This window comes from Streptomyces sp. NPDC058812, from assembly GCF_042744565.1.
GTDB classification, from domain to species: Bacteria; Actinomycetota; Actinomycetes; order Streptomycetales; family Streptomycetaceae; genus Streptomyces; species Streptomyces thinghirensis.
In genome coordinates, this window is sequence record NZ_JBHYOB010000016.1 from 69074 (window position 1) to 94762 (window position 25689).

Genomic DNA, 25689 nt, shown 5'->3' on the forward strand with positions numbered 1-25689 from the left:
GAGGGGCGTACATGGGCTGGACGGTCCTCTACATCGCGTTCGGCGTTGTCGCGCTGTGGCTGCTCGGTGAGGTGCTGCTGCAGTACAAGGCGCGGCTGCGCTGGCGGCTGCTCGCCTTCGGCGGCTTCGTCGGCGTCGTGGCCGGTGTGCTCATGTCGAACGTGATCGTCATCGGGCTGGGCGCGGCCGCGTTCGCCGTCGGCCAGACCTACGTCACGCTGTCGTTCCGCCGCGGCTTCGAGGCCGGGTGGGCGGTCAACGCCCCGGCGAGCCTCGTCGGCAGGCGCGGCCGTCCCGAACGCGGCCGCCAGGAACCGACGTTGGAGGTCTCCGGACTCGAGGCGGCCGAAGCCGGCCGGGGCGACCACGACGCCTACGACGACCGTGCGCAGGGCCACGCGTCCGGTCAGGACGGTCTGTCCTACGGCAGCGACGCATACGGCCGTGACGGCTACGACCGCGACGACTACGACCGCGACGACGTCTTCACCCCGGCCCGCCCCGCCGACCCCACGGCCGCGGAGACCACCGCCGTCTACGAGCCGCAGCCCATGCCGGACGACACCGGCTCGTACGGCGTGTACGCCGACGCCGGCTACGCCCACGACCAGCAGGCGCCGGCCGCGGCCGCGCAGGGCGCCGACCCGTCCTACGCCTACGACCACTCGGGCTACGGGCAGCAGGAGTACGGCTACGACAGCGGCGGCCAGCAGCAGTACGCCGCCTACTCCGACCCGTACATCGGCACCCACACCTATGGCGGGGCGTCGTACGACACCGGCTCCTTCGACACGACCGGCGGACAACAGTACGGACAGCAGTACGGCCAGCAGGGCTACGCGCAGGACCAGTACGCCACCGGCACGCCCGGCGGCTACGGCGGCGAGACCCCGGCCGGCGGGGTGTGGGTACCGCAGCAGCGCAGCACCGACGACCCCTACGGCGGCGAGCTCCCGCCGGAGCAGACGTATCCGTACCAGGGCAGCAACGGCCAGACGCAGGGCCAGGGTCAGGGCCACGACGAGCAGTACCGCTTCTGACGACGACTCAGGGGGTCGGTGGCCGGCCCCGACCGCTCACTGGGAGCCTCGGAAACCAGGTCCCTCCACGATCAGTCCGGCGACCATCGCGCCCGACATTCCCGCGTGCGGCAGCCCCCCGCCGGGGTGAGACCAGCCGCCGACTGTGAACAGCCCGCCCACGCGCGTGCCGTTCGCCGGGTGCAGCAGCCGTCCGCCGGCCCCCGCCAGCGCCGGCACCGGAACCGCGCCGCCCGCCGCCCCGGTCGCCGCCGCGACATCGGCCGGGGTGCGCACCTCGTGCCACAGGAGACGGTCGCGCAGACCCGGTATCGCACGCTCCGCGGCCTCGACGAGGCGCTCGGCGTGGTCCTCGGCGTCCGCTTCACCGCCCGCGGGCACCACCGAGGTCAGGGTGACCGCCTCGTGGTCCGAGTCCGGGACCAGCGCAGGATCCTCGGGGCGCAGGACCGTGACGGTCGGGTCTGCGGGCGGGCCGGGTGCCGGACCGAACAGCGCCTCCAGCTCGGCCTCGCGGTCCGGCGCGTGCACCACCGTCCGGTGCGCGGCGCCCTCCGGACGGCCGCCCCGCAGCGCCAGCAGCACCGTCAGCCGGCTCGCTCCACCGTGCTGCGGCGGCACCTCGCCGTCGCCCCGCACCGCCGAACCGCCGCAGAGGCGGTCCAGCGCACCGGGCGCCACACCGGCGACCACGAACTCCGCCTCGGCCACCGCGCCTTCGGCCAGCCGCACGCCCGCCACCCGGCCGTCCTTTGCGACGATCCCCGTGACCTCGGCGCCGAAGTGGAACTCGACCCGGCGGGCCAGGCACCGTTCGTACACCGCCCGCGCCAGTTCCCGCAGGCCGCCGCCGCGCACGTACCACACACCGAAGGCGTACTCCATGTACGGCAGGACGGCGGTGTTCGCCGGGGCGGTCCGGGGGTCCAGGCCGTACGCGAGCGCGTGGCTCTCCAGGAGGGCGGCGAGCCGGGCGTCCCGCAGCTCCCAGGCGCCGACCTCGGCGAGCGTGCCGGCCCGGCGGGTGCGCAGGAGCCGCTTGTGCGGGACCGCGGGATAGGGCTCGCGCTCGGCGAGCACCTTCCAGTCCGGCCACAGCGGCTCCTCGAGGAGCGGGCGGCGCGTCCGGTCCCAGGTCTCCCGGGCCCGCACCAGGAAGTCGCCCCAGCGCCGCGCGGCGGTCGAGTCGAGTGCCGCGTCCAGGGCGGCGACGACGCCCGCCCGCGAGGCGTTCGGCAGCGACACCTCCGTCCCGTCCGCGAACACGTGCCGTGACGACGGGTCGACCTGGACCAGCTCGACACAGGATTCCAGCGGCTCCTTGCCGGTCTTGACGAACAGATCGCGCCAGACCGCGGGCAGCGGCAGCAGACCGGGTCCGGTGTCGAAGGAGAAGCCGTCCCGCTCGACGCGGCGCAGGGCTCCGCCGTACGTCCGGGTCCGCTCGTACACCGCCACCCGGTGGCCCGCGACGGCCAGCCGGGCGGCGGCCGCCATCGCGCCCATCCCGGCGCCGATCACCGCAATCCGTGCCATGCCAGGGACTTTATCCGCCGCCACCGACAATCCGGTCCCAGGGGCCGCCGGGCCGTACACCCGCGGGAACGGCCGGCGGCGGGGCAGGCCTGAGTACCGCGACGGGCGCGCGGGTGACCGGCCGGGGACGCGCCGCCGTGAGCCGGGGTGCGCACGACTGAGTACCCGTACCTAGCCGCCCAGATGAGTACGCGCGCGGATAGGGCCCTGCCCGCGTGAACGAGAGAGTGGAGGCACGGAGAGGGGCACGGCTCCGGAACCGGCGACACGGGGCGCCGGAACGGAGCCGCGCCCGCGATCCGCTCCTTCCGCCGGCCGCGGTCGGCGGGAGCGAGGCACGGGGGAACCCGGGGGGAACGACCGAGAACGGGGGTTCCAACGGGGGGACGTACGGGGGAGCAGGAGGAGGCGCCGGTCCGACGGCGGCCCGCGGGGGACGCGGCCACCACGGGCCGGCGCTCTTCGTGCTCGGCCGACGGGACGCGGTGTCTCAGGGGCGGCCGCTCACGCGTCCCTGAAGCAGCCGCGACAGGGCCGAGTGCACGTCGTCGAGGGAGCGTTCCGGCTGGAACGACTTCCAGTCCAGCGCGGCCACCAGGACCATGCCGACCAGTGCGGCGGCGGTCAGCGGCACGTCGATCTCCTCGCTGAACTCACCGCTCTCCACACCCTCGCGCAGCACGCCCTCCACCACCGCGACGGCCTCCTGCCGGACCACCAGCAGCGTGGACTGCCAGGCCCGGTTGGTACGCCACAGCTCGGCCACGTACAGCTGGGTGAAGGCCGGGTAGCGGTCGATGAACACGAGCCCCGCGCGGATCATCGCGTCCAGGGCGTCGACCCGGCCGCGGCCCTCCCGCGCCGTCCGCTCCGCCGCCTCCCGCAGCGACACGGTGAGGAGCCCGACACCATGGCGCAGCAGCTCCTCGAAGAGGACGGACTTGCTGGCGAAGTTGTAGTAGACCGTGCCCTTCGCGACCCCGGCGCGTTCGGCGATCTCGTCCACGGTGGTGGCGGAGAAGCCCTGCTCGGCGATGAGGGTGACGGCCGCCTCGTAGAGCTTCTGCCGGGTGGCCTCGCGGCGGCTGCTGCTGCCCTGCGAGGTGGCGCTGCTGCTTTCCATGCCCCGATTGTCACAGCACACCCCCCGTGGGGTTCACCGCAGGGTGCACGGCTCGGCTCCGGGTGCGGCCGGCCGGATGCTGTGCGCCGACTGGTCGGGGCAGGCAGCCGACCCGAACCTACGATCGAAGTGAAAGTCCAGGTCAGAACGGATTGTCAGTGGCATACCTCACTATGGGCACATACGGCGCCTCGTAGCAGAGCGTGCCGTCAGGAGACGACAGGAGGATCGTCATGGCCCACTCGTCCGCAGCCGCCGCCCGGCGGCGCCGCGCAGCCGGCCCTGCACCCTCACTGACCGGCCCGGCGAGCGATGTGCACCCCGTGCTCCGCCGGACAACCGCCCCGCCCGCCGCCCTCGACCTGCTCGCCCAGGCCCGGGCCGGACTGGAGGAGGCCACCGTCCTCGAAACACCGAACGAGCGCTACGCGACGGCCCATCTGGCCGCCCTGCGCACCGCCGCCGCGGTGCTCGCCGCGCGAGGCCGCCCCGAGACGACCCCGCGGGCCCGGGCCCGTATCCGCAGCGCCTGGGAAGTGCTCCCCGAGATCGCGCCCGAGCTCTCCGACTGGAGCGCGCTGTTCGCCTCGGGCGCCCGGCGCCGGGCACGGGCCGAGGCGGGCATCGAGGGCGCGGCCAACAGCCGGGACGCCGACGACCTGATACGCGACGTGGCGATGTTCCTGCGCCTCGTGGAGCGGATGCTGGTCCTCCAGCCGGTCCTGCCCCAGCCCCGCCCCGACGCGGACCACTCGGGCCAGGACCACCCGGGCCCGGACCACAGCGCCCCCGGCGACCACGCGCCCGGCCGCTCCGGTTCCGGCCGTCCCGGTTCCGGCCGCTCCGATTCCGGCCGTCCCGATTCCGGCCGTCCCGATTCCGGGCGTTCCGATTTCGGCCGCTCCGATTCCGGGCGTCCCGATTTCGGCCGTCCCGATGCCGTCCGCCATGGCGTCGACCGTCGGGACTTCGACCGTCGGGACTTCGACCGACCGGCCAGGGAGCGGTCGGGCGGGGACCGCGTGGGCCGCGAGCTGCCGGACGCGGGATGAGCGACGCCGGCCCCGGTCCACCGGGCACCTCCGGGGAGGGGGTGCGTGGTGGGCTTCCGGACGGGGGTGCGTGGTGGGCCTCTCCGGGCCGGTGCGTGCGGTGCATCGCCGGGCGGGGGCGCGTGCGGTGCATCGCCGGGCCGAGGCGGGCGGGGCAACTCCGGGGCCGGTGGCACGGGTGACCGGTCGGCGTACCGGAGGCAATAGGGTGGGAGGCGCCTGAAGCCTGCCCCTTCCCGCACCCGGGCCGGGGCGGCAGCCCGTTCGCTCCGCCCGTGCCCGAGGCGGTGCCGCGCCGAGGAGTCAACTGCCGTGTCGGACCCGATGCGCCCGCCCGTCTCCCAACCCCGCCCTCAAACGGCGTCGCCGCGCTCCGAGCCCTCGCGTTCCCGAGCCGCCCTTCGTACCGCCGTGGTCTGGGACGTCCTCCAGGACGCCCTCGACCGCCGGGTCAAGGCCACGGGCCGCCAGGCGCTGGACGTCCTGGACACCGGGGGCGGCAGCGGCAACTTCGCGGTGCCCGTGGCCCGCCTCGGCCACCGTGTCACCGTCGTCGACCCGAGCCCCAACGCCCTGTTCGCCCTGGAGCGCCGCGCCGCCGAGGCCGACGTCGCCGACCGCGTGCGGGGCGTCCAGGGAGACGCCCACGGCCTCTTCGACGTGGTCGAGCGCGACGGTTACGACGTGGTGCTGTGCCACGGCGTCCTTGAGTACGTGGACGACCCCGCGGAGGGCATCCGCAATGTGGTGGCCGCCCTGCGCGACGAGGGCGTCCTCAGCCTGCTCGCCGCGGGGCTCGGCGGTGCCGTGCTCGCGCGCGCCCTCGCCGGCCACTTCACGGAGGCCAGGCAGGCCCTCGACGACCCGGACGGCCGCTGGGGCACGGGTGACCCCGTGCCCCGCCGGTTCACCGCCGAACAGCTCACCGGACTGGTCGAGGCCGCGGGGCTGCGGATCGGCGCCGTGCACGGCGTGCGGGTCTTCGCCGACCTCGTTCCCGGGGTGCTGGTGGACACGGAGCCCGGTGCCATGGACGCGCTGCTGAGGCTGGAGGCCGCGGCGGCCGAACTCGCCGCGTTCCACTCCGTGGCCACACAGCTTCACGTGCTGGGTGAGACACGAGGGGCCCAAGAGGCCTGAGTCAACTGGTGGGGTAAGGCGCTGATCAGGGGCGCGGCTGCAGATGGAGTACGCCACAGGCCCCCCGAACGGGGGCCAGTCGCCGTATGATCGAGGGAGACCGCCCGGCATGACGGGTCGGCCGCTGGGGAATGGGAACTTCAGCGAGCCGGCACGGCCATGACGGAGACCGGTTGGCCAATTGGCGTAGAGGGGCGGGTTTCACGGGGGCGATTCCCTGCCTATCCTGAAGGGACCCCCCCCGGGTCGCCCCGGCGACTGCACGATGAGGAGGACTCCGTGCCGCTCTCGGAGCACGAGCAGCGCATGCTCGAGCAGATGGAGCGAGCGCTGTACGCCGAAGATCCCAAGTTCGCGACAGCGCTCGAGGGAAGCGGGCTGCGTACGTACACCCGGCGACGGGTCTACCAGGCGGTCGCGGGCTTCCTCGTAGGTATTGCGCTCCTCATGGCCGGTATGGTCGCCCAGCAGGTCTGGCTCAGTGTGGTGGGTTTTCTCGTCATGCTGGGCTGCGCGGTCCTCGCCGTGACCGGCTGGCGCAAGGCCCCCAAGCCGGGCGAGCAGCCGGCCGCGGCTGCCGGACCGCAGGCGCGCCGTCAGCAACGGCAGAAGCGCTCCATGATGGACCGCATCGACGAGCGCTGGCAACGGCGCAGAGATGAGCAGCAGGGCGGCCAGTAGCGCCCGAGCCGCCGCTCACCAGGACATCTGCGTGAGGGGGTGACCACCGACCGGGTGGTCACCCCCTCACGCGTACCCGGGTGGGGTAATGCCGGTCGGTCGCCTGGGCACAGCCGGTCACGGCACCTGGGTGGGACCTGGCCCGGGCGTGACTGGGAACGGGGCTGGGAACGGAACCGGGAACGGAACCGGGAACGGGACCGGCCCGGGTGCTCCCGCCCAGACCGTGTCTCCGCGCCGCCGGTTTAGCCCTGCTCTCCCGACGCCTTCCGGAGCGTCGGTCGGGCCGCCGCTGCCCGCTGTTTCAGGGCAGCCCACCAGGCCGACACCGCCCAGGCCACCCGTACGGTCGAACGCGGGGCGAGCAGTGCGCGCAGCCGTGTGCCGCGGCTGACGGTGGCCCGTAGACCGGCGCTCGCCCGGTGGACGTCCTCCGTGAGACCGGCGGTCAGACGGGGCCGTGGTGCGTAGAGAACCTGCTCCACCGCGTCCGCCACCCGATGCACCGCCGCAGCGGCCGTCGGGTCGAGCTGTCCGAGCCGGACGATCCGGGCCGCCGCCTTGCGTGGGGTCTGCGACTCCTCCGGCATGATCCCGAAGTCCCATGCCGTATCGGTCAGCTCCTGCCAGACCGCCAGAGTGTGCGGGCCCGCGTCCGCCTCGGTGCGGCCGTGCGCCCCCAGCCGTACCGTCCGGGTACGCAGCCGCCACAGCATCGGCGCCAACGGGAGCAGCAGCACCGCGAGCCCACCCGCGGCCCAGGCCAGTACCGCGTACCACTTCGGCCCGTTTCCGCCGGTGGCTGGCACGGCCGCCGCGGACTCGCTGGCGCAGGCGTCCAGCTTCTTGTCCTGGGCCGTGCAGCTCTCGCTCGCCGAGGGCGCCGCCGACGGCTCCGCCTGCGGGTTCCGGGACGGCAGCGCGGGGTCCGGCACCGAACTGCCCGGCGTCTCCGTCAGGGTGTACGACGGGGTCGAGCCACGGGTCGGCGTCGGCTCGAAGCGGGTCCAGCCCACGCCCTCGAAGTACACCTCGGGCCAGGCGTGCGCGTCCCGCAGCCCCACCGAGACCGAGCCGTCGGCCTGCGGGGAGCCCGGCGCGAAGCCGACCGCCACCCTGGCCGGTATGCCCAGCGAGCGGGCCATCGCCGCCATGGCGAAGGAGAAGTGGACGCAGAAGCCCTGCTTGTCCTCCAGGAAGCGGGCGATCGCCTGCGAGCCGCTGCCGACCTTGACCTGGGTGTCGTACTCGAAACCGCCGTTGATCGCGAAGTACTCCTGGAGCTTGACCGCCTGCTCGTAGGGGTTCGCCGCACCGGCGGTCACCTGGCGGGCGACCCGGGAGACCACATCGGGCAGCGAGTCCGGCAGCTCGGTGTACTCCCGCTTCAGCGCCGCGGGCGGCTGCGGTGCGGCGGCGAGCTGGTCCGCCGTCGGCTGCACGTTCAGGCTCCGCACCTCGTACGTGAGGCCGCGCGTGTTCTGCCCGTGGTCGCCGACCAGTGTCATGCCGACGGGTTCGTAGCGCCAGTTGCCCGCGATCCGCACGCCGCTCGGTGGGTACGGCATCGGCAGCCAGTCCTGGGCGTACCAGTCCGCGGCCGAGATGGTGGTGCGGGTCTGCGTGCGCTTGGTGTCGGGGCCGAGGCCGATCGGCGTGGGGAACGTGCCGTCCGGCACGGCGGTGATGTTCCGCTTGGACGGCTTCCAGGTGGTGCCGTCGAAGTCGTCCAGGGACACGATGCGCAGGTACAGGTTCGATATGTCGTCGGAGTCGGTCTCGACGGAGAGGACCTGCCGGTTCTCGTCGACGTTGAGACTGTCGCGCAGGGAGACCAGCGGGTTGACCGCGGAGATCGTGCCGCCGCCCCCGGTTCCGGAGCCGACGCCCGTCCTGGCGCTGTCCAACAGCCCGCCGTCCATCGCGGGCAGGGCGAGCGGCACCAGCAGGGCGATGCCCAGCGCGAACGCGCCGATGCGTCGCCCGGTGCGGACGGGGGCGACCACGCCGTCCTGCTCCCCGCCCGGGGTGCGTGGCGCGCCGCCGAAGACCCGGCCCCACTGTGAGAGCCGGTCACGCCCTTCGGCCAGGAGCAGCATCAGATAGCCGGCCGCCGCGACCAGGAACCACAGCCAGTCGGTGCCGCCCTCGGACAGTCCGGCGGCCACCGAGTACAGCGCGAGCAGCGGCAGCCCGGCCGGGGCGGCGCTGCGGAAGGTCACCGCGAGGGTGTCCACCAGCAGGCCGATCACCAGGACACCGCCGACCAGCATCAGCCGGATGCCGTCGGACTCCAGCGGCGCCGGGATCGCGTACCGCGCGATGTCGTCGCCGCCCTGTCGCAGCAGGTCGGCGAAGCGCTGGAAGGCCTGCGGGCCGGGAATCAGCCCGGCGAGGGCGTGCTGCCGGGCGAAGACCAGGGTCAGGAGCACCAGCGTGACCAGGGCCTGCGCGGCGATGGTCAGCGGCCGGGCCAGTGGCACCCGGCGCGCCGCCGCGCCCACCGCGGACTGCACCGCCAGCAGGAACGCGGCCTGCAGGATCCAGGTGGCCGGGTCGACCAGGGGCAGCAGCGCGCACGCCGCCATCAGCGTCGCCGCCCACGCACACAGCGCCAGCCGCGCCCGCCCGCTCATCGCGTGCCCTCCCGGCCCGTGGCCGTCGCGGGGCGGGTGTGCTGGCGGTCCGTCTGTCGGGTGTGCCCGTGGTCCGCCTGCCGCGCGTGTCGCCGGGGCCCGGCCGTCTCCCCCGTGTACCGCGCCGGCCGCGCCTTCCCGCTCATCGCGTGCCCTCCCCGCCGCTCGCCGCCGCCAGGCCGCCGCGTTCGTGGTCCGTCAGGCGCCACAGCTCCTCCAGGGTGGTGCCCCGCGGCACGTTCACGGCGGTCCAGCCCGCCTCGCGCAGCATCCGCAGCCGTTCCTCGCCCCTGACCAACGGACCGGGCACGTCGGCCGGTTCCCGTGCCCAGGTCTCGCTGTCCAGGACGAAGGCGACGGCACCGCCGCTGCGCTGCCGCATCTTGGCGGCCACCGTGGCCTGCTCCTCGTCCAGGTCGCCGAAGAACGCCACCAGCAGTCCCTCGTTCCCGCCGCGCAGCACGTCGTACGCCCGGGACAGGCCCGTGCCGTCGGAGTGGTCGATCACCGCGAGGGTGTCCATCATCAGCCCGGCCGCGTCGGCCGTGCCCTGGCTCGCGCCCGCGAAGCCGTCGGAGCCCTCGCCGGGCACGGAGTCGCCGCTGTCGGTGAGCAGCCGGACGGAGAAGCCCCGCTCCAGCATGTGCACCAGCACGGACGCGGTGCCCGACACCGCCCACTCGAAGGCCGAGTCGGGCCCGGCGCCCTCGTAGGCCACGACCCGGGTGTCCAGCAGCACCGTGCACCGGGCGCGCTGCGGCTGCTCCTCGCGGCGCACCATCAGCTCGCCGTAGCGCGCGGTGGAGCGCCAGTGCACGCGGCGCAGGTCGTCGCCGTAGCGGTAACCGCGCGGGATCACGTCGTCGTCGCCCGCCAGCGCGAGAGAGCGCTGCCGCCCCTCGCCGTACCCCTTCGCCTCGCCACTCAGCCGCACCGGCGGCAGCGCTTCCACGCGCGGGATCACGGTCAGGGTGTCGTACGTCGAGAAGGACCGGGTCAGCTCGCACAGCCCGAAAGGGTCGGTCAGGCGCAGTTGGAGCGGGCCCAGCGGATAGCGGCCACGCAGGTCGGAGCGGACCCGGTAGGACACCTCGCGGCGACCGCCCGGCTCCACCCGGTCGAGTACGAAGCGGGGGCGCGGTCCGAGCACGTAGGGCACTCGGTCCTGGAGCATCAGCAGTCCGGTGGGGAGTCGCGAGACGTTGTCGACGCGCAGATGCACCCGGGCCTCGCTGCCCGCGGGTACCCGCCCGGGGGAGAGCCGGCGGCTGCCCGCCACTCGGTAGCGCGTGCGGTAGAGCAGGGTCGCGCAGATCAGCGGCAGCACGCTCAGCAGCAGCCCGACGCGGAGCAGGTCGCTCTGCCCGAGGACGTAGGCGCAGACCGCGGCGGCGATGCCGGCGGCCAGGAAGGACCGTCCGCGGGTGGTCAGACCGGTCAGGGCGGTGCGGATGCCGCCGCCCTCGCCCCGGTCGTCGTCCGACCGGTCCGTCCCCCCGGCGTCCATCACAGCCTCCGCGGCGGTTGCTGGCCGTAGGCGGACGCGCCGCGGCCCACGCCGAAGCCCGTCTGCTGCTGGGGTGCCGCGGGCACCGGAGTGCGCCGCAGGATCTCCTGGACGACCTGCTCGGCGGTGCGGCGGTTGAGCTGGGCCTGGGCGGTGGGCAGCAGGCGGTGGGCCAGGACGGCGACCCCGAGGGCCTGTACGTCGTCCGGCAGCGCGTACTCCCGGCCGCTCAGGGCGGCGGACGCCTTCGCCGCGCGCAGCAGGTGCAGCGTGGCGCGTGGCGAGGCGCCGAGTCTGAGGTCCGGGTGGGTGCGCGTGGCGGCGACCAGGTCCACGGCGTACCGCCGGACCGGGTCGGCGACGTGGACGCCCCGGACCGCCTCGATCAGCTTCAGGATCTCGTGCGCGTGCGCCACCGGCTGCAGGTCGTCCAGTGGGTTCACCCCGCCGTGCACGTCGAGCATCTGCAGCTCGGCGTCCGGGCTGGGATAGCCGATGGAGACCCGCGCCATGAAGCGGTCGCGCTGGGCCTCCGGCAGCGGGTAGGTGCCCTCCATCTCGACCGGGTTCTGCGTCGCCACCACCATGAAGGGGCTGGGCAGCTCGTAGGTCTGGCCGTCGATGGTGACCTGGCGCTCCTCCATCGACTCGAGCAGCGCGGACTGCGTCTTGGGGGAGGCGCGGTTGATCTCGTCGCCGATCACCACCTGGGCGAAGATCGCGCCGGGCTTGAACTCGAAGTCCCGGCGCTGCTGGTCCCAGATGGACACCCCGGTGATGTCCGAGGGGAGCAGGTCCGGCGTGAACTGGATCCGGCGCACGGAACAGTCGATGGACCGCGCCAGCGCCTTGGCCAGCATGGTCTTGCCGACCCCGGGGACGTCTTCGATCAGCAGGTGGCCCTCGGCGAGCAGCACGGTCAGCGAGAGCCGTACGACCTCGGGTTTCCCCTCGATCACGCTCTCCACCGAACCGCGTACCCGCTCGACCACAGCGGTCAGATCATCCCCCACGCTCGAATACGCTCGCGCGGGGGCGCCCCCATGGCTCGCCTGATCGTCATAGGTCGTCACCCGGCCCTCCTCGGCCTTTCCCGCGCTCCCTGGGAAGCGGGGGTACCCCAACTTGCCGGGACGGCCACACACCGCGGACCGGCCCACCCCGAATCACGGACACCGTGCGGAAAAAGTTCCGCACGGCACCACTTCCCGCATTCTTGCTGCCGTTACCGATTCGTGTCACTCGCCTGTGGACAACTGGCCGCGATATGTCGGGCCTTAAGGCCTTTGCGGTGCTTGCGCGAAAGGAGCGTCAGGGCGGGATCATCGGGGCGGGCGGCCGGATCAGGCGGGGTCGACCTCGCGGAGCCGGCCCGTCTTCACGTCGTAGACGAAGCCGCGCACGTCATCCGTGTGCGGCAGGAAGGGCGAGGTCCGGACCCGTTCGACGGACTGCCGTACGTCCTGGTCGACGTCCCGGAAGGACTCGACCGCCCAGACGGGGCGCTGCCCTACCTCCAGCTCCAGGTCGTGCCGGAACTCCTCGGTGAGGGTCTCCATGCCGCACGCCGTGTGGTGGACGAGGACCACGCTGCGGGTGCCGAGCGCCCGCTGGCTGATGGTGAGGGAGCGGATCACGTCGTCGGTGACGGCACCGCCCGCGTTGCGGATGACGTGGCAGTCGCCGTTGCGCAGGCCGAGCGCCGCGGTCACGTCCAGGCGCGCGTCCATGCAGGCCACGACGGCGGTCCGGAGAGCGGGGCGGCCCGCCAGTTCGGCGTCGGCGAACTCGGCGGCGTAGCGCGCGTTCGCCTCGACGAGCCGGTCGGTGACGGTGCCGTCGCCGGGTGTGGCGGATTCGGAGCCTGCGGGAACCGATGCAGAAGTCGTCATAACCATGACGTTACTGGCCACCCCGGGGCCGGGCCCGCGGTGAAGCGGGACAAAGGACGCCATCGAGGCCTGCTGTGAGCCACCCCACAGACCCGCACGGGTGCCTCCGGACGGGTGAAGTACCGCCCCGCGTCGATTCGTGCCCGCCGCCGTCCGCGACGCGCAGGCCGGTTGATTGACCGGGCGACACGGTGGACTAAAGTGACGCGAAGCGGGAGGCGAGGCTCTCCCTGCTGGACTGAAATCCCCGGAGAACTGGGCGACGTCCCGCCAGATCTCCCCACGTGCGCGGCGCGTACGTACGGCTCGGCCTCCTCCCGCTCCCGGCCGGCCGACGCTTCCGGCGCCGGCAGGACTCCCCTTCACGAGCGAGCGGGAGGGGACCCGGCGGTGCGTGATACGCCGTGCCGGACCTGAGAGGCCGCCCCACTTGAGCCAGAGTCGACACGTCCCGGTGATGCTCCAGCGGTGCCTGGACCTGCTGGCGCCCGCCCTCGAGGAGCCGGGCGCCGTGGTCGTCGACTGCACGCTGGGACTCGGCGGACACAGCGAGGCGCTCCTCGAACGCTTCCCCGAGGCCCGGCTCGTCGCCCTCGACCGGGACAAGGAGGCGCTGCGCCTGTCCGGCGAGCGGCTCGCGCCGTACGGCGAGCGCGCCACCCTGGTGCACGCCGTCTACGACGAGCTGCCCGACGTACTCGACCGGCTCGGCGTCCCGCGCGTCCAGGGCGTGCTGTTCGACCTCGGCGTCTCCTCCATGCAGCTCGACGAGGCGGACCGCGGCTTCGCGTACGCCCAGGACGCCCCGCTCGACATGCGCATGGACCAGACGACCGGCATGAGCGCCGCCGAGGTCCTCAACACGTACCCGCCGGGCGAACTCGTCCGCATCCTGCGGGCCTACGGCGAGGAGAAGCAGGCCAAGCGGATCGTCTCCGCGGTCGTGCGCGAGCGCGAGAAGGAGCCGTTCAGCAACAGCGCGCGCCTCGTGGAGCTGATCCGCGCCGCGCTGCCGCAGGCCGCCAAGCGCACCGGCGGCAACCCGGCCAAGCGCACCTTCCAGGCCCTGCGCATCGAGGTCAACGGCGAGCTGTCCGTCCTGGAGCGGGCGATCCCGGCCGCCGTCGAGGCCCTCGACGTGGGCGGGCGGATCGCCGTGCTGTCGTACCACTCGCTGGAGGACCGGCTGGTCAAGCAGGTCTTCGCGGCCGGCGCCGCCAACACCGCGCCGCCCGGACTGCCGGTCGTCCCCGAACGCTACGCGCCCCGGCTCAAGCTGCTCACGCGCGGTGCCGAACTTCCCACCGAGGAGGAGATCGCCGAGAACCGGCGGGCGGCACCGGCACGGCTGCGCGGAGCCCAGCGCATCAGGGAGTCCATCGGGTGAAGCGAGTGAGGCAGGCCAGGCGCGGGTGCGGACGGTCCACCCGGGCCGAGGGGAGGGCGAGTGAGTAGGAAACCCGAACTGAAGGGGAGGGCGGCCCGGCTCGCCCAGCTGCTCCCGCAGGGCGGCACGCGCGGCCAGGCGGCCCGAGCGCCCTTCGTCCTCCTCGTGGTCGTCCTCCTGGGTGGCGGCCTCATCGGCCTCCTGGTGCTGAACTCCGCCATGAGCGAGGGCTCTTTCCAACTGGACGACCTGAAACAGCGGACGAAGGAACTCACCGACGAGGAGCAGGCGCTCCAGCGGGACATCGACGCCTACTCCGCTCCCCGGGCCCTCCAGCGCCGCGCCCGCGAGCTGGGGATGGTGCCCGGCGGCGACCCCGCCTTCCTCGCCCCCGACGGCACCGTCAAGGGCTCGCCCAGCCCCGCGCCCACTGCCGCCTCCGCCCCGCTGGTCCTCGCCCCCGAGGCGTTGACCGCACCCACCGGCAGCGCGCCTGCCGCCGGTACCGAGCCGCCCGACCCGGCCCCCACTCCCAGCACCGGGGCCACGGCCACCACAGCCGCGACCCCCACGCCGGCGGCGACGACCACCCCGACCCCGATTCCCGGCAGGTGACGGAAGTGTCCGACAGGGAACCGCCGCGCCGCCGCGTGCCCGGACCCGCGAGGCCCGTCCGCCCCGGCGGTCGGCGGCAGCCCGGCCCCGGCGCCCGGCCCGCCCGCCGACCGGGCCGGCCCCGGCCGGCCGCACCCCGCGCCATCCGGCTGGGCAGCCCCCGCCCGCGCCTGCGCCTGATCGGCCTCGCCCTGACCCTGGTGATGTCCGCCTTCGTCGTACGGCTCCTCCAGGTGCAGGCCGTCGACGCCGGCACGTACGCCGCCAAGGCCGAGCAGAACCGCTACGTCGTCCACACGCTGCCCGCCGAGCGCGGCGGGATCACCGACCGCAACGGTGTGGCCCTCGCGAGCACCGTGGACGCCTACGACATCACCGCCGACCCCACGATGTTCACCCGGGAGCAGCTGAAGGTCGGCGACGGTCCCGAGCAGGCGGCGGCGCTCCTCGCGCCCATCCTCGGCGAGGACCAGGAGGACCTGGTCGACGTACTCCGCCCGAAGAACGAGGAACTGCGCTACGTCCGCCTCGCCCGCCGGCAGACCCCGCAGGTCTGGAACCAGATCAAGGACCTGAAGACCGCGCTGACCAAGAAGGCGGAGACGGACAAGTCCGTGGTCAACGTCCTCGCGGGCGTCTTCGCCGATCCCAGCAGCAAGCGCGTGTACCCGGGCGGCGACCTCGCCGCCGGCATCCTCGGCTGGGTCGGCGCGGACGGCAAGGGCGGCGGCGGCCTGGAGCGGAAGCTGAACGAGACCCTGGCCGGCAAGGACGGCAAGATCCGCTACGCGCAGTCCGGCGGCCGCCAGGTACCCACCGCCGGTTCCACCGAGACGCCCGCCGTCCCCGGCAGCGACGTCGAACTCACCATCGACCGCGACATCCAGTGGGCCGCCCAGCACGCCATCAGCGAGCAGGTGGAGAAGTCCAAGGCGGACGGCGGCTACGTCATCGTGCAGGACACGGCCACCGGCGAGATCCTCGCCATGGCCAACTCGCCCGGCTTCGACCCGGGCGACCTCGCCCACGCCGACCCGGACGCGCTGGGCAACGCGGCCCTCCAGGACGCCTTCGAACCTGGCTCCACCGCCAAGGTGATGTCGATGGCGGCCGTGCTGGAGGAGAACGCCGCCACTCCGATGACCCACCTCACCATCCCGAACCGGCTCAAGCGCGGTGACCGGCTCTTCAAGGACGACATCGACCACCCCACCTGGTACCTCACGCTCAACGGCGTGCTCGCCAAGTCCAGCAACATCGGCACCATCATGGCCACCGGCGAACTCGGCAAGACGCAGGAGGAGGCCAACAAGGTGCTTCACTCCTACCTGCGCAAGTTCGGCCTCGGCGGCTACAGCGGGCTCGGCTTCCCCGGCGAGACCAAGGGCATCCTCGCGCCGCCCGACCAGTGGTCGACCTCGCAGCAGTACACGATTCCCTTCGGCCAGGGTGTCTCCGTGAACGCCTTGCAGGCGGCCTCCGTGTACTCGACCATCGCCAACGGCGGCGTCCGCGTCGCACCCACGCTCGTGCGCGGCACCAAGGAGGACGACGGGCGCTTCACCCCGGCTCCCGAGCCCAAGAAGACCCGCGTGATCAGCGAGAAGACGGCGAAGACCCTCTCGCAGATGCTGGAGTCCGTCGTCGACGACGAGGAGGGCACCGGCACCAAGGCCCGCATCCCCGGCTACCGCGTCGCGGGCAAGACGGGCACGGCCAACCGGGTGGATCCGGCCACCGGCATGTACAAGGGGTACACCTCGTCGTTCGCCGGGTTCGCCCCCGCCGACAAGCCCCGCGTCACCGTCTACTGCGCCATCCAGAACGCCACCGAGGGCAGCTACTTCGGCGGCCAGATCTGCGGCCCCATCTACAAGCAGGTCATGGAGTTCGCCCTGAAGACCCTCCAGGTCCCGCCGACCGGGGCCGACCCCGCGAACCTCCCGGTCACCTTCAAACCCTGACGAGTACCGAGCAGACCCGACCAGCAGCGAGCCAGTACCGAGCCAGCGCCGATTCAGTACCGAGCCACCAGGAACCACCCGTGACAACGATCACCCCCGATCCCGGGAACCAGAGCGGTCCGTCAACCTCACTTCGCCCGGAAGCGGGTACGCCCGGTACGCTCACCGCCGTGCCACACGCTGATCAGTCCCAAACCACCCAGAAGGGCCACCCCGTGACCTACCCGGGACCGCCCCGGCCGGTGCGGATCTCCGCCACACCCCTCGCGGAACTCGCCGACCAGCTGGGTGTCACCGCGCCGGACAGCACCGCCGGGGTCACGGGCATCACCCATGACTCGCGCGCCGTCCGCCCCGGTGACCTTTACGCCGCCCTCCCCGGAGCCCGCGCCCACGGCGCCGACTTCGTCACCCAGGCCGCCGGCCTCGGCGCCGCCGCCGTGCTGACCGACCCGGCCGGCGCGGAGCGCGTCGCCGCCACCGGACTGCCGGCGCTCGTCGTCGACGACCCGCGCGCGCGGATGGGCGAACTGGCGGCCACGATCTACGGCCACCCCGGCCGCGATCTGCTCCAGATCGGCATCACCGGCACCTCCGGCAAGACCACCACCGCCTACCTCGTCGAGGGCGGCCTGCGCACGGCGAAGTCCACCGGGCTCATCGGCACGGTCGAGATGCGCATCGGCGACGAGCGCATCAAGTCCGAGCGCACCACGCCCGAGGCCACCGACCTCCAGGCGCTGTTCGCGGTGATGCGCGAGCGCGGCACCGACGCGGTCGCCATGGAGGTCTCCAGCCACGCCCTGGTGCTCGGCCGGGTCGACGCCTGCGTCTTCGACATCGCGGTCTTCACCAACCTCAGCCCGGAGCACATGGAGTTCCACTCCGGCATGGAGGACTACTTCCAGGCCAAGGCGCAGCTCTTCACGCCGGAACGCAGCAAATTCGGCGTGGTCAACGTCGACGACGAGTACGGGCGCCGCCTCGCGAACGAGGCCACCGTCCCGGTCGTCACCTACTCCGCCGAGGGCCACCCCGACGCCGACTGGCGCGCCGACGAGGTCGAGGTCGGCCCGCTCGACTCGACGTTCACCGTGCTCGGGCCGAAGGGCGAGCGGATCGCCGCCAAGTCGCCGCTGGCCGGCCCGTTCAACGTGGCGAACACCCTCGCCGCGATCGTCGCCCTCGCCGCCGCCGGCCTCGACCCGCAGACGGCCGCCGACGGCGTCGCCGCGGTGCCGGGGGTGCCGGGCCGCCTGGAGCGCGTGGACGAGGGCCAGCCCTACTTCGCGGTGGTCGACTACGCCCACAAGACCGACGCGGTCGAGTCCGTTCTCAGGGCGCTCCGCAAGGTCACCGAGGGCAAGCTGCACGCCGTGCTCGGCTGCGGTGGCGACCGGGACACCACCAAGCGGGAGCCGATGGGCGCCGCCGTGGCCCGGTTCGCCGACACCGCCGTACTGACCTCCGACAACCCCCGCTCCGAGGACCCCCTCGCGATCCTCGCCACCATGCTCCAGGGCGCGGCGTCCGTGCCCGCGCACGAGCGCGGCGAGGTCCAGGTCTTCGAGGACCGGGCCGCCGCGATCGCCGCCGCCGTCGCCCGGGCCGAGCCCGGCGACACCGTGCTGGTGGCGGGCAAGGGTCACGAGCAGGGCCAGGACATCGCCGGGGTGGTCCGCCCCTTCGACGACCGCCAGGTGCTTCGCGAAGCCATCCAGAAGACCCAGGGATGAAATCCCGATGATCCAGATGATCCAGGGGACGAACTTGTGATCACCCTCTCTCTCGCCGAGATCGCAGAAGTCGTCGGCGGGCGGATGCACGACATACCGGACGCGTCCGTGCAGGTCACCGGGCCGATCGTCCGTGACTCGCGGGAAGCGGGGCCCGGCAGCCTCTTCGTCGCCTTCGTGGGCGAGCGGGTGGACGGCCACGACTTCGCGCCGGCGGTCGTCGAGGCGGGTGCGGTCGCCGTGCTCGGCTCCCGCCCCGTCGGCGTGCCCGCGATCGTCGTGGACGACGTCCAGGCCGCCCTCGGCGCCCTCGCCCGCCACGTCGTACGGCGCCTCGGCACCACCCTCGTGGCCCTCACCGGGTCCGCCGGCAAGACCAGCACCAAGGACCTGATCGCCCAGGTGCTGCGCCGCAAGGCGCCCACGGTGTTCACGCCCGGCTCCATGAACAACGAGGTGGGGCTGCCGCTCACCGCGCTCACCGCCACCGAGGAGACGAGGTTCCTCGTCCTGGAGATGGGCGCCCGCGGCATCGGCCACATCCGCTACCTCTGCGAGCTGACCCCGCCGAAGATCGGCCTCGTCCTCAACGTCGGCTCCGCGCACATCGGCGAGTTCGGCGGCCGGGAGCAGATCGCCCAGGCCAAGGGCGAACTCGTCGAGGCGCTGCCGCCGGCCGAGGAGGGCGGCGTCGCGATCCTCAACGCGGACGACCCCCTCGTACGGGCCATGGCATCCCGAACGAAGGCGAAGGTGATCCTTTTCGGAGAGTCCGACGAAGCGGACGTGTCCGCCGAGAACGTGCGACTCACGGACACCGGACAGCCCTCCTTCAGGCTTCACACACCCTCCGGTGCAAGCGATGTGACCATGCGCCTGTACGGTGAGCACCACGTGTCGAACGCGCTCGCCGCGGCCGCCGTCGCCCACGAGTTGGGCATGTCCGCAGACGAGATCGCCACCGCGCTCTCCGAGGCGGGCTCCCTCTCCCGCTGGCGGATGGAGGTCACCGAGCGCCCGGACGGCGTGACGGTCGTCAACGACGCCTACAACGCGAACCCCGAGTCCATGAAGGCCGCGCTGCGTGCGCTCGTGGCCATGGGAAAGGGGCGTCGTACGTGGGCGGTGCTCGGCAAGATGGCCGAGCTCGGGGACGAGGCGCTCGCCGAGCACGACGCGGTCGGACGGCTCGCCGTCCGGCTCAACGTCAGCAAGCTCGTCGCGGTCGGGGGCAGGGAAGCCCAATGGCTGCAACTGGGCGCATATAACGAGGGTTCGTGGGGTGAGGAGTCGGTGCACGTGTCCGACGCACAGGCGGCGGTCGACCTGTTGCGCAGCGAGCTGCGCCCGGGGGACGTCGTACTCGTGAAGGCGTCCCGTTCGGTGGGTCTGGAGAGCGTCGCGACGGCGCTGCTCGAGACCGGCGCCGAGGGTGAGGTTGCCGCCCGATGATGAAGCAGATCCTGTTCGCGGGAGTCATTGGCCTCTTCCTGACGCTGGTCGGCACCCCGCTGCTGATCAAGCTCCTGGCCCGCAAGGGCTACGGCCAGTACATCCGCGACGACGGCCCGCGCGAGCACGCCAGCAAGCGCGGTACGCCGACCATGGGCGGTATCGCCTTCATCTTCGCCACGGTCGCCGCCTACTTCCTCGCCAAGGTGATCACCAGCTACCTGGACCCGGAGGCGGACGCGGGGCCGACCTTCTCGGGCCTGCTGGTGCTCGGCCTGATGGTGGGCATGGGCCTGGTCGGCTTCCTCGACGACTACATCAAGATCGTCAAGAGGCGTTCGCTGGGCCTCAGAGCCAAGGCGAAGATGGCCGGCCAGCTGATCGTCGGCATCGGCTTCGCAGTGCTCTCACTCCAGTTCGCGGACAACCGCGGCAACACCCCGGCGTCCACGAAGCTGTCGTTCATCACCGACTTCGGCTGGTCGATCGGCCCGGTGCTGTTCGTCATCTGGGCGCTGTTCATGATCCTCGCGATGTCGAACGGCGTGAACCTGACCGACGGTCTGGACGGTCTGGCCACCGGCGCCTCCGTCCTGGTCTTCGGCGCCTACACCTTCATCGGCGTCTGGCAGTTCCAGGAGTCCTGCGCCAACGCGCTGAGCCTGACCAACCCGGGCGCCTGCTACGAGGTGAGAGACCCCCTCGACCTCGCGGTGGTCGCCTCCGCCCTGATGGGCGCCTGCCTCGGCTTCCTGTGGTGGAACACCTCGCCGGCCAAGATCTTCATGGGCGACACCGGTTCGCTCGCGCTCGGCGGTGTGCTCGCGGGTCTGGCGATCTGCTCGCGCACCGAACTGCTGATGGCCATCCTCGGCGGTCTGTTCGTCCTGATCACCATGTCGGTGGTCATCCAGGTCGGCTCCTTCCGCCTCACCGGAAAGCGCGTCTTCCGGATGGCGCCACTCCAGCACCACTTCGAACTCAAAGGCTGGTCCGAGGTCCTTGTCGTGGTCCGTTTCTGGATCATCCAGGGCATCTGCGTGATCGTCGGACTGGGCCTCTTCTACGCGGGATGGGCAGCGGACAAGTGACCTCCTCCTCGGTGCCTTTCGAATTCCAGGGCAAGCACGTCACCGTCGCCGGCCTCGGCGTCTCCGGCGTCCCGGCCGCCAAGGTCCTGCACGGCCTCGGCGCGCGCGTGACCGTCGTCAACGACGGCGACGACGAGCGCGCGCGGGCGCAGGCGGCCGAGCTGGAGCCGCTCGGCGTCACCGTGCGCCTCGGTGACACCGCGTCCGACAGCGACTCCGTCGCGGGCACCCTGCCCGAGGGCACCGAGCTGATCGTCACCGCGCCCGGCTGGAAGCCGGACAAGCCGCTGTTCACGGCGGCGCGCGAGGCCGGCGTCCCCGTCTGGGGCGACGTCGAACTGGCCTGGCGCCTGCGCGGCCGGGACGGCAGAAAAGCCGCGCCCTGGCTCGCGGTCACCGGCACCAACGGCAAGACCACCACCGTCCAGATGCTGGCGTCGATCCTGAAGGCGGCCGGTCTGCGCACCGCCGCCGTCGGCAACATCGGCGTCTCCCTGCTGGACGCGGTCACCGGCGACGAGGAGTACGACGTCCTGGCCGTGGAGCTGTCCAGCTACCAGCTCCACTGGGCGCCCTCCCTGCGCGCCCACTCGGCCGCCGTCCTCAACCTCGCCCCCGACCACCTCGACTGGCACGGCTCCATGGAGGCGTACGCCGCCGACAAGGGCCGTATCTACGAGGGCAATCAGGTCGCCTGCGTCTACAACGTCGCCGACAAGGCGACCGAGGACCTGGTCCGCGAGGCCGACGTCGAGGAGGGCTGCCGGGCCGTCGGCTTCACCCTCGGCACTCCGGCACCGGGTCAACTCGGCGTCGTGGAGGGCATCCTGGTCGACCGCGCCTTCGTCGAGGACCGGCAGAAGAACGCCCAGGAACTCGCCGAGGTCTCCGACGTCAACCCGCCGGCCCCGCACAACATCGCCAACGCCCTTGCCGCCGCCGCCCTCGCCCGTGCCTTCGGCGTCCCCGCCGCGGCCGTACGGGACGGGCTGCGGGCCTTCACGCCCGACGCCCACCGCATCGCGCACGTGGCCGACGTCGACGGCGTGGCGTACGTGGACGACTCCAAGGCCACCAACACCCACGCCACCGAGGCCTCCCTGGCGTCGTACGAGTCGATCGTCTGGATCGCCGGCGGGCTGGCCAAGGGCGCGACCTTCGACGAGTTGGTCGCGGGAGCGGCGAAGCGCCTGCGCGGCGCCGTCCTCATCGGCGCCGACCGCGCCCTGATCCGCGAAGCCCTGGCGCGACACGCCCCCGAAGTACCCGTGGTCGACCTCGACCGGACCGACACTGGTGCGATGCTCCAGGCCGTCCAGGAGGCCCAGCGGCTCGCCCGGCCCGGGGACACGGTGCTGCTGGCCCCGGCCTGTGCCTCCATGGACATGTTCACCAACTACAACAAGCGCGGTGACGCGTTCGCGGAGGCCGTTCGCGAACTCGGCGCCTGACCCGGCCGCCTCCTGCGCCGGGCGACCTCGGGAGGACGCGTGGGACGGTCCATGCCGACGTACAGCGGAGGCAGCGATGCCCGGTAGTGCCCAGAGCCGTACCGGACGTCCGCCCGTGCAGCGGGCCGCCAAACGACCCCCCGCACCGAGACCGCCGCACGAGAACCCCGTGCTCCGCCTGTACCTGCGTCTGCGCCGCGCCTGGGACCGGCCGCTGACCGCGTACTACCTGATCTTCGGCGGCAGCGCGCTGATCACCGTGCTCGGCCTGGTGATGGTCTACTCGGCCTCCCAGATCACCGCGCTCCAGCTGTCGCTGCCCGGCTCCTACTTCTTCCGCAAGCAGGCCCTCGCGGCGCTGATCGGCGCCGCCCTCCTGGTGGCCGCCATGAAGATGCCGGTGAAGCTGCACCGGGCGCTGGCCTACCCGATCCTCGCCGGTGCCGTCTTCCTGATGATCCTGGTGCAGGTGCCGGGGATAGGGATGGCGGTCAACGGCAACCAGAACTGGATCGCGCTGGGCGGCTCCTTCCAGATCCAGCCCAGCGAGTTCGGCAAGCTGGCCCTGGTGCTGTGGGGCGCGGACCTGCTGGCCCGCAAACAGGACAAGAAGCTGCTGACCCAGTGGAAGCACATGCTGGTGCCACTGGTGCCGGCCGCCTTCATGCTGCTCGGGCTCATCATGCTCGGCGGCGACATGGGTACGGCGATCATCCTGACAGCGATCCTGTTCGGCCTGCTGTGGCTGGCGGGCGCGCCCACGCGGCTGTTCGCCGGCGTGCTGTCGATCGCCGTGCTGCTCGGCTTCATCCTCATCAAGACCAGCCCCAACCGCATGGCCCGGCTGAACTGCATCGGCGCCACCGACCCGGGCCCCGGCGACTCCTGCTGGCAGGCGGTGCACGGCATCTACGCCCTGGCCTCGGGCGGGCTGTTCGGTTCCGGACTCGGCGCGAGTGTGGAGAAATGGGGTCAACTCCCGGAAGCACACACCGACTTCATCTTCGCCGTCACCGGTGAGGAACTGGGCCTGGCGGGGACGCTGTCGGTGCTCGCCCTCTTCGCGGCTCTAGGCTATGCGGGTATCCGCGTGGCCGGACGCACGGAGGACCCCTTCGTGAGGTATGCCGCGGGAGGCGTGACCACCTGGATCACGGCCCAGGCCGTGATCAACATCGGTGCGGTCCTCGGGCTGCTGCCGATCGCCGGTGTCCCCCTCCCGCTGTTCTCCTACGGGGGTTCCGCCCTGTTGCCGACCATGTTCGCCATCGGACTGCTCATCGCCTTCGCCCGCGACGAGCCCGGTGCGCGGGCGGCGCTTGCGTTGCGGCAACCTCGCTTTGGTAGAAAGCGGGGAACCGGGGGCACCGGGTCCAAGCGGAGCCCACGGAGTTGGAACACGATGCGACGGCGCGCCTCGGCGGCGCGTTCGTCCGGAGAGCGGTGAATTTCGGTGCATGTCGTACTCGCCGGCGGAGGAACCGCGGGCCACATCGAGCCCGCGCTCGCCCTCGCGGACGCCCTGCGCAGGCAGGATCCGACCGTGGGGATCACGGCCCTGGGCACGGAACGCGGCCTCGAGACCCGCCTCGTACCCGAGCGCGGGTACGAACTGGCGCTGATCCCGGCCGTACCGCTGCCGCGCAAGCCCACCCCCGAGCTGATCACCGTGCCGGGCCGGCTGCGCGGCACCATCAAGGCGACCGAGCAGATCCTGGAGCGCACCAAGGCGGACGCCGTGGTCGGCTTCGGCGGCTACGTCGCCCTGCCCGCCTACCTGGCGGCCAAGCGGCTCGGCGTGCCGATCATCGTCCACGAGGCAAACGCCCGCCCCGGCCTGGCCAACAAGATCGGCTCGCGGTACGCCGCGCAGGTCGCCGTCTCCACCCCCGACAGCAAGCTGCGCAACTCCCGCTACATCGGCATCCCGCTGCGCCGCTCCATCGCCACCCTGGACCGGGCCGCCGCCCGTCCCGAGGCCCGCGCGACGTTCGGGCTCGACCCCAACCTGCCCACGCTGCTGGTCACCGGTGGCTCGCAGGGCGCCCGTCGGCTCAACGAGGTGGTCCAGCAGGTCGCGCCCTGGCTCCAGCAGGCCGGTATCCAGATCCTGCACGCGGTCGGGCCCAAGAACGAACTGCCGCAGGTGCACCAGATGCCGGGGATGCCCCCGTACATCCCGGTAAGTTACCTGGACCGGATGGACCTCGCGTACGCCGCGGCCGACATGATGCTCTGCCGCGCGGGCGCGATGACCGTCGCCGAACTCTCCGCCGTCGGGCTCCCGGCCGCCTACGTCCCGCTGCCCATCGGCAACGGCGAACAGCGGCTCAACGCGCAGCCGGTGGTCAAGGCCGGCGGCGGACTGCTGGTCGACGACGCGGAACTGACGCCCGAGTGGCTGCAGCACAACGTCCTGCCCGTGCTCGCCGACCCGCACCGGCTGTACGAGATGTCCCGCGCCGCCGCCGAGTTCGGCCGCCGGGACGCCGACGACCTCCTCGTCGGCATGGTGTACGAGGCGATCGCCGCCCGTGCGCACCGCTAGTCAGGGATGACGGAAGGCAGGGAGCGTGGCCGGACCGAGCACCGCCGAGCGCGGTGAACGCCAGCAGGAGTCGTCCGGCCCGCCCCGTGCGCGCCGGTTCGGCCCGCCCCGTCTTCGTACGATCATCATCCTGATCGTCGCTCTCGCGCTCGTGACCGGCGGAACCGTCTGGCTCCTCTACGGCTCGAACTGGACGCGGGTGGAACGCGTGTCGGTCTCCGGTACCCGCGTGCTGACGCCCGCTCAGGTGCGCGAGGCCGCCGACGTGCCCGTCGGGGACCCGCTGATCTCCGTGGACACCGAGGCGGTCGAGGCGCGGCTGCGCCGGAAATTGCCCCGTATCGACGAGGTCGGTGTGGAACGTTCCTGGCCGCACGGAATCGGACTGAAAGTGACGGAGCGCACTCCGGTTCTGATTGTGCAAAAGGGCCGAAAGTTCGTGGAAGTGGACGATGAAGGCGTCCGTTTCGCCACGGTTTCCCGGGCCCCGAAAGGCGTTCCCGAGCTGGAATTGGAGCCCGCCCGGTCCGGCTCCGCCGCGGCGAGCCTGCGCCGTTTCGACGAGGACCGCCTGGTGCGGGAGGCGGTGCGGGTGGCCGGTCGCCTTCCGGACGCGGTCGCCCGGGACACACGGACCGTCAAGGTCCGTTCCTACGACGACATCTCGCTGGAGTTGAGCGGCGACCGGACCGTGGCGTGGGGGAGCGGTGAGCAGGGTGTGCGGAAAGCGCGTGCGCTCACCGCACTGATGAAAGCGGCGCCCGACGCGCGGCACTTCGACGTGAGTGTCCCCACCGCCCCCGCGTCATCGAGGAGTTGACGGGTATATGTGCAGGCC

The 25689-nt window shown here is 72.5% G+C and carries 19 protein-coding genes and 1 pseudogene; 14 read left to right on the forward strand and 6 right to left on the reverse strand.

Features of this window, described 5'->3' with window-relative positions; genetic code table 11:
• The first annotated feature begins 11 nt into the window (after positions 1-11).
• Entirely contained in the window at positions 12-1040 is a 1029-nt protein-coding gene (locus ACFW48_RS28255) for a hypothetical protein (protein WP_386319184.1), read from the forward strand.
• Positions 1041-1076: 36 nt separating this feature from the next.
• On the opposite strand, the gene ACFW48_RS28260 is transcribed toward ACFW48_RS28255, so the two are convergent.
• Both ACFW48_RS28260 and ACFW48_RS28265 read right to left on the reverse strand, forming a co-directional pair.
• Complete coding sequence (locus tag ACFW48_RS28260) at positions 1077-2576, reverse strand: phytoene desaturase family protein (RefSeq protein WP_386319186.1); 1500 nt, start codon at positions 2574-2576, stop codon at positions 1077-1079.
• Between the two features lie 490 nt (positions 2577-3066).
• Positions 3067-3699, reverse strand: a complete 633-nt coding sequence (locus ACFW48_RS28265; RefSeq protein ID WP_386319188.1) for a TetR/AcrR family transcriptional regulator — start codon at positions 3697-3699, stop codon at positions 3067-3069.
• A gap of 233 nt (positions 3700-3932) precedes the next feature.
• On the opposite strand from ACFW48_RS28265, the pseudogene ACFW48_RS28270 reads away from it, so the two are divergent.
• The 3 genes and pseudogenes from ACFW48_RS28270 to ACFW48_RS28280 form a co-directional block, all read left to right on the forward strand.
• Positions 3933-4490 (forward strand): annotated as a pseudogene (locus ACFW48_RS28270) (SAV_6107 family HEPN domain-containing protein); the annotation flags it as partial.
• A 573-nt stretch (positions 4491-5063) separates the two neighbouring features.
• Entirely contained in the window at positions 5064-5891 is an 828-nt protein-coding gene (locus tag ACFW48_RS28275) for a methyltransferase (protein ID WP_386319190.1), read from the forward strand.
• A gap of 279 nt (positions 5892-6170) precedes the next feature.
• Positions 6171-6572 carry a spore wall synthesis complex protein gene (locus ACFW48_RS28280; RefSeq protein ID WP_375916531.1) on the forward strand — a complete coding sequence of 134 codons (402 nt, stop codon included), beginning with the start codon at positions 6171-6173 and terminating at the stop codon, positions 6570-6572.
• Positions 6573-6817: 245 nt separating this feature from the next.
• On the opposite strand, the gene ACFW48_RS28285 is transcribed toward ACFW48_RS28280, so the two are convergent.
• The 4 genes from ACFW48_RS28285 to ACFW48_RS28300 all read right to left on the reverse strand — a co-directional run bounded on the left by ACFW48_RS28285 (position 6818) and on the right by ACFW48_RS28300 (position 12607).
• A complete protein-coding gene (locus ACFW48_RS28285; RefSeq protein ID WP_386319193.1) occupies positions 6818-9208 on the reverse strand; it encodes a DUF3488 and DUF4129 domain-containing transglutaminase family protein in 2391 nt (796 codons plus the stop codon).
• Positions 9209-9350: 142 nt separating this feature from the next.
• Positions 9351-10715, reverse strand: a complete 1365-nt coding sequence (locus tag ACFW48_RS28290) for a DUF58 domain-containing protein (protein ID WP_386319195.1) — start codon at positions 10713-10715, stop codon at positions 9351-9353.
• Positions 10715-11788, reverse strand: a complete 1074-nt coding sequence (locus ACFW48_RS28295; protein WP_386319198.1) for an AAA family ATPase — start codon at positions 11786-11788, stop codon at positions 10715-10717. Before ACFW48_RS28295 ends, ACFW48_RS28290 begins: the two co-directional genes overlap by 1 nt.
• Before the next feature lie 270 nt (positions 11789-12058).
• On the reverse strand, positions 12059-12607 hold the full coding sequence (locus tag ACFW48_RS28300) for a beta-class carbonic anhydrase (RefSeq protein WP_386319201.1): 549 nt from the start codon (positions 12605-12607) through the stop codon (positions 12059-12061).
• 430 nt (positions 12608-13037) lie between these two features.
• On the opposite strand from ACFW48_RS28300, the gene rsmH reads away from it, so the two are divergent.
• From rsmH to ftsQ, 10 genes are all read left to right on the forward strand, one after another.
• The gene (rsmH, locus tag ACFW48_RS28305; RefSeq protein WP_386319204.1) at positions 13038-13994 is read left to right on the forward strand and encodes a 16S rRNA (cytosine(1402)-N(4))-methyltransferase RsmH; all 957 of its coding nucleotides are present in this window, start codon (positions 13038-13040) and stop codon (positions 13992-13994) included.
• Positions 13995-14054: 60 nt separating this feature from the next.
• Positions 14055-14609, forward strand: a complete 555-nt coding sequence (locus tag ACFW48_RS28310; RefSeq protein ID WP_386319207.1) for a septum formation initiator family protein — start codon at positions 14055-14057, stop codon at positions 14607-14609.
• Positions 14606-16573, forward strand: a complete 1968-nt coding sequence (locus tag ACFW48_RS28315; RefSeq protein ID WP_386319209.1) for a peptidoglycan D,D-transpeptidase FtsI family protein — start codon at positions 14606-14608, stop codon at positions 16571-16573. Before ACFW48_RS28310 ends, ACFW48_RS28315 begins: the two co-directional genes overlap by 4 nt.
• 215 nt (positions 16574-16788) lie before the next feature.
• Positions 16789-18309, forward strand: coding sequence for a UDP-N-acetylmuramoyl-L-alanyl-D-glutamate--2,6-diaminopimelate ligase (locus ACFW48_RS28320; protein ID WP_386319418.1), 1521 nt, complete (start codon positions 16789-16791; stop codon positions 18307-18309).
• Between the two features lie 36 nt (positions 18310-18345).
• On the forward strand, positions 18346-19761 hold the full coding sequence (gene murF / locus ACFW48_RS28325; protein WP_386319211.1) for a UDP-N-acetylmuramoyl-tripeptide--D-alanyl-D-alanine ligase: 1416 nt from the start codon (positions 18346-18348) through the stop codon (positions 19759-19761).
• A complete protein-coding gene (gene mraY / locus ACFW48_RS28330; protein WP_386319421.1) occupies positions 19761-20852 on the forward strand; it encodes a phospho-N-acetylmuramoyl-pentapeptide-transferase in 1092 nt (363 codons plus the stop codon). The genes murF and mraY overlap by 1 nt, the downstream gene beginning before the upstream one ends.
• A gap of 11 nt (positions 20853-20863) precedes the next feature.
• Positions 20864-22303, forward strand: a complete 1440-nt coding sequence (gene murD, locus ACFW48_RS28335; RefSeq protein ID WP_386319214.1) for a UDP-N-acetylmuramoyl-L-alanine--D-glutamate ligase — start codon at positions 20864-20866, stop codon at positions 22301-22303.
• A gap of 76 nt (positions 22304-22379) precedes the next feature.
• Positions 22380-23750, forward strand: a complete 1371-nt coding sequence (gene ftsW / locus ACFW48_RS28340; RefSeq protein WP_386319217.1) for a putative lipid II flippase FtsW — start codon at positions 22380-22382, stop codon at positions 23748-23750.
• 6 nt (positions 23751-23756) lie between these two features.
• Complete coding sequence (gene murG / locus ACFW48_RS28345; RefSeq protein ID WP_386319220.1) at positions 23757-24851, forward strand: undecaprenyldiphospho-muramoylpentapeptide beta-N-acetylglucosaminyltransferase; 1095 nt, start codon at positions 23757-23759, stop codon at positions 24849-24851.
• A 25-nt stretch (positions 24852-24876) separates the two neighbouring features.
• On the forward strand, positions 24877-25671 hold the full coding sequence (gene ftsQ / locus ACFW48_RS28350; protein WP_386319223.1) for a cell division protein FtsQ: 795 nt from the start codon (positions 24877-24879) through the stop codon (positions 25669-25671).
• Positions 25672-25689: the final 18 nt, after the last annotated feature.